We start from the raw sequence: 4,200 nt of genomic DNA on the forward strand, positions 1-4,200 counted from the left end.
TGGTAAAACATGCATGTTTGGCATCATCGCAGTTTACAGTGTTAGGACTAGGTGATACTGTACCGTCAAAATTCCTGATACCTGTCCTTACGATGAATACCTTTCATCGGAGATGAAGAATTGCTCAAAACGAGTGTGATCAAAGCTAAACTCATAGTCTGGATGCAGAAAAACCATCTTCTCAGCCGGTATCTGCATGATAAGAAGGTAAAATTGCATTGCATCTCCGTGCCAGTATCCTAGATCATCATAGACAGCAACACGAAGATCTTTTTTTGTCCTGTTTGCCATCTCTACTAGTTCATTGAGACCTTTGAAGTCTTTAATGTCGTAGAAATGATCAGGAAACTTTGTTTCACATGTTCCATCTTCGGAGATTCCGAAGTCACATCTTTTGATGAAGACTTCATCACACTCGTTTGTCTCTGGGTTATACTCTTCACCCCAGATTTCATTACCCCTGTGATATATATTGGAACAGTCAGGTGTTGTCCTACATGTTCCATCTTCGGAGATTCCGAAGGTACATTTTTCGATGAGTACTTCATCACATTCGTTTGTATCTGGGTTGTACTCTTGACCCCAGATCTCATCACCTCTGTGATATATGTTGGAACAGTCAGGTTTTGGTAGTTCAGTGTAACAGGAGTTATCTTCGTCACTACATCCGTATGCACAGGTTTCTACGATTACTTCTGTGCAAGTTATTGTTTCATAGTCAGGTTCAAAAACTATGAGGTTACCTTCTAAACAGTGTACTCCTTCTGGACAGGTTATGTGTATGGAATAACATGATGCATTTTCTACATCACACCCATATTCTTCACAGTCTTCCAGAACTTTTTCGACACAAGTGTTTGTTTCTGTGTCTAACTCTTCGTACACGAGTTGATCGTTCAAACAGTATGGTTCTGTTTTGCAAGTTGGAGTCGGAGGTGGTGGGTTACATGTATCATCTCCGTTTTCCACAGAGCTACATCCATACTTACACCTCATTGTTTGTTTTACACAATCTCCTTCTCCATCTGGTTTGTAGAAAACCAGACTTCCAGAACTACACACTTTTTCTTCTTTGCAAACAACAGGTTCTTCAACAATCTCTTTGTTAGCTTCTGTTAAAGCTTTAGAGATTACGCTGTTGATGGTTACTAAACTTAAACTGTTACAAGAGAGAATGACAAACAAAGACAAAGACAACAATATGCGACGCCATCCCTGGCGGCCTCTCGCTCTTCCTGCCGGATGAATACGCCTGTCGTCGGGATTTTGCCCTTGCCGGCCCGTCCTCCCATCCCCCTCCGGGAAGTCTCTCGTGCCGCCAAGCCCTGCCCCTCCGGTTGGAAGATCAGCGAAGCCGGGAATCTCCTTCGACGGATTCCCAGGAAGATCCCTTGAGGACGCCGGCAACCGCCGGCGCGACCGCGACAGGGCGAGGAACAGCGCCGAAAGTAATGCTTTGTGACCTCTGAACGTCATTTAACCCCTACCCTTTCGTTGACGTGGCAGCTAACGGTAGGCCGGCGCCTGCAAGCCGTCCAACCGCGTCGCGGCCGGCTTCGGCCTGCTCTGCCAGGACGGGACCGGCGGGCTACCGCGGCAGGCGGTACGGGTTCCCCTCGTAGCCCGCGGCGAGCTCGTGGCTGTTCCCGTGCGCCGGCAGCTCGCGGACGCGGGCGTAGCGCGCCAGCGCCTCCCCGCGGCGCCCCAGACCGTCGAGAGCCATGCCGAGGAAGAGGTTGGACAGCGCCACGTAGCCGCCGGTTTCCTGGTCTTCGGGACGCTCGCCCAGACCGCGGCTGAGGCTGTCGGCCGCGGTCAGCGGCGGCACCACCTCGGCGAGCCGGTTGCGGATGAAGGCGAAATACCCATGGTAGTAGAGGGCCTCGATATGGGCGCGCCGGTGGTACCCCCTCGCCCCCGCTTCGCAGCGTTCGACGACCTCGCGGTACAGGGGCAGGGCGCGGTCCCAACGGTCGAGGGACGCGTAGGTCCTGGCGGTGTAGCGATGAAAGATCGAGTTGGGCGGGTAGCGCGACCGCAGCTCCTCGAGATAGGGCAGGGCCTTGGCCTCGTCCTCCTCGAAGAGGCGGTAGATCTGCGCCAGAAAGTACTTCGCCTCCGCCTTTGCGTAGCGACCTTCAGCGGCGACTTCCCGCAGCTGCCGCAGCCCGGTTTCGCGGTCTCCGTCCTTGAGCATCCAGATGACGGCGCGCACGATCGGGTACTTTTGCGGGATCACGTCGCGGAAGTAGTTGTAGATCCCCTGTCCGAACAGGATGTCCTTGTTGGTCGGCTCCATTTTGCGGCTGCGCTCGAGCAGCGGCAGGCTGCGCAGCCCGTCCTGCGCCGCCCGCAGCATCTGCCGCCGGTCGCCGCGCAGGCGCCCGCGAAAGCCGATCGCCCCTCCCTTGAAGAGGATGGCGTCGAAGTCGTCGGGGGCGATGCGCAGGCGGGCGTCGCAGATCTCGATACACTCGTCGATGCGCCGGTAGAAGGCCTCGTCGTGCGAGGTGTCGTCGAGGTCGATCAACACCCGCCACCAGGCCACCATCGCCCGGAAGAAGTAGCCGAGGGGGTTGTCGGGGTACGAGGCGACGAGGTCGTCGAAGTAGCGGTCCGCCTCCTCGAAGCGGAGATTGTAGATGAGATCGACGCCGCGCTGCACGCGCTCGTCGTACACCCGCACGGTCAGCGACGGAGGCGGCTCTGCCGGGGCGGCCCCCGAAGGGAACAGCAGCAGGGCGGCTGCCGTCATACGGAAAGCGAACCGGGCAAGGGGCATGCGGTCCGATTTCGGGGGATTACAGTTCATGGTGCTCCGGCAATAATAACTTCATTATCAACTTCCCGAACTTCATCGCACCGAACGGCAGAAATGTCTGAACGAACCCACGACGTAATCGTCATCGGCGGCGGCTCCGCCGGATACGCGGCCGCCGCCGCCGCCCGCGACGCCGGCGCCGACGTCGCCATCGTCGATCACGGCCCCCTCGGCGGCCTCTGCATCCTGCGCGGCTGCATGCCGAGCAAGACCATCCTGCGTTCTTCCGACATCATGGCGCTGATGCGCCGGGCGCCGGAGTTCGGCCTGCTGCCGGTCGAGGCCGGCGCCGACCTGGCCGCCATCATCGGCCGAAAGGAGCGCCTGGTCCGGTCCTTCGCCGACTACCGCATCGGGCAGCTGCGCAGCCCGGGTTTCACCCTTTACGAGGAACGCGCTGTTTTCGAGAACCCGCACCGCCTGCGTGCCGGGGATCACCTCCTCGAGGCGGCCAGCTTCATCGTCGCCACCGGCTCGGTAGCGACCCGGCCGGCGATTCCCGGGCTCGACGAGGCCGGCTACCTGACCAGCGACGAGCTGCTCGAGCTGCGCGAGCAGCCCGAATCCCTGCTCGTTCTCGGAGGAGGGCCGGTAGCGGTCGAGCTGGCGCAGTTCTTCCAGCGCATCGGCACCGAGGTCACCCTGCTGCAGCGCAGCGGCCACATCCTGTCGAAGGGGGACGAGGACCTGGCGCGGCCGGTCGAGGAGGCCTTCCGCGAGGACGGAATGCGGCTCTTCACCGGCACGCAGCTGCACCGCTTCAGCGCGGATGGAAAGACAGTAACCGCCCACTTCATCCACGAGGGGGAGGAGCGCACCGCCTCCGCGCAGCTGGTGTTTCAGGCCCTGGGGCGGCGGCCCAACATCGACGGCCTCGGGCTCGAGGCCGCCGGGGTCGAGAGCGGCCGCGCCATAACCGTCGACGAGGAGATGCGCACCAGTCAGCCGCACATCTTCGCCGTCGGGGACGTCAACGGCGAGCACGAAATCGTCCATATCGCCGTTCAGCAGGGGGAAATCGCCGGCCACAACGCCGTGTGCGGCGAGCGGCCGGCGAAGCGCATGGATTCGCGGCTGAGCGTCCAGGTCGTCTTCACCGATCCGGCGGTCGCCGGCGTCGGCCGCTCGCAAAAGGATTGCCGCGCCGAAGGGATTCCCCACCTCGTCGCCTCCTACCCGTTCGACGACCACGGCAAGTCGATGACCATGGGGGCGACCCACGGCCACGTGAAGCTGATCTGCGATCCCGACAGCGGCGAGCTGCTCGGCGGCCACATCGTCGGCCCCGAGGCCGGGGAGCTGATCCACGAGCTGATCGCGGTGATGTACTTCCGCGGCACCGTCGGCGACCTCGCGAACATCCCCCACTATCACCCGAC

At 59.9% G+C, this 4,200-nt stretch carries 3 protein-coding genes; 1 reads left to right on the plus strand and 2 read right to left on the minus strand.

The features are described from left to right. Positions 1-87 precede the first annotated feature (87 nt). Together OXG98_17230 and OXG98_17235 are read right to left on the minus strand one after the other, a co-directional pair. Positions 88-1,407, minus strand: a complete 1,320-nt coding sequence (locus OXG98_17230) for a hypothetical protein (GenBank protein MCY3773752.1) — start codon at positions 1,405-1,407, stop codon at positions 88-90. 181 nt (positions 1,408-1,588) lie between these two features. Then, positions 1,589-2,812 (minus strand): hypothetical protein, encoded by a 1,224-nt coding sequence (locus OXG98_17235; protein ID MCY3773753.1) that lies wholly within the window; start codon positions 2,810-2,812, stop codon positions 1,589-1,591. 63 nt (positions 2,813-2,875) lie between these two features. Between OXG98_17235 and OXG98_17240 the strand changes: the two genes are divergently transcribed. Further along, positions 2,876-4,200: FAD-dependent oxidoreductase (locus tag OXG98_17240; protein ID MCY3773754.1), on the plus strand; the 1,325-nt coding region annotated here is incomplete at its 3' end.

Source organism: Gemmatimonadota bacterium (assembly GCA_026706345.1).
GTDB lineage: Bacteria > JAAXHH01 > JAAXHH01 > JAAXHH01 > JAAXHH01 > JAAXHH01.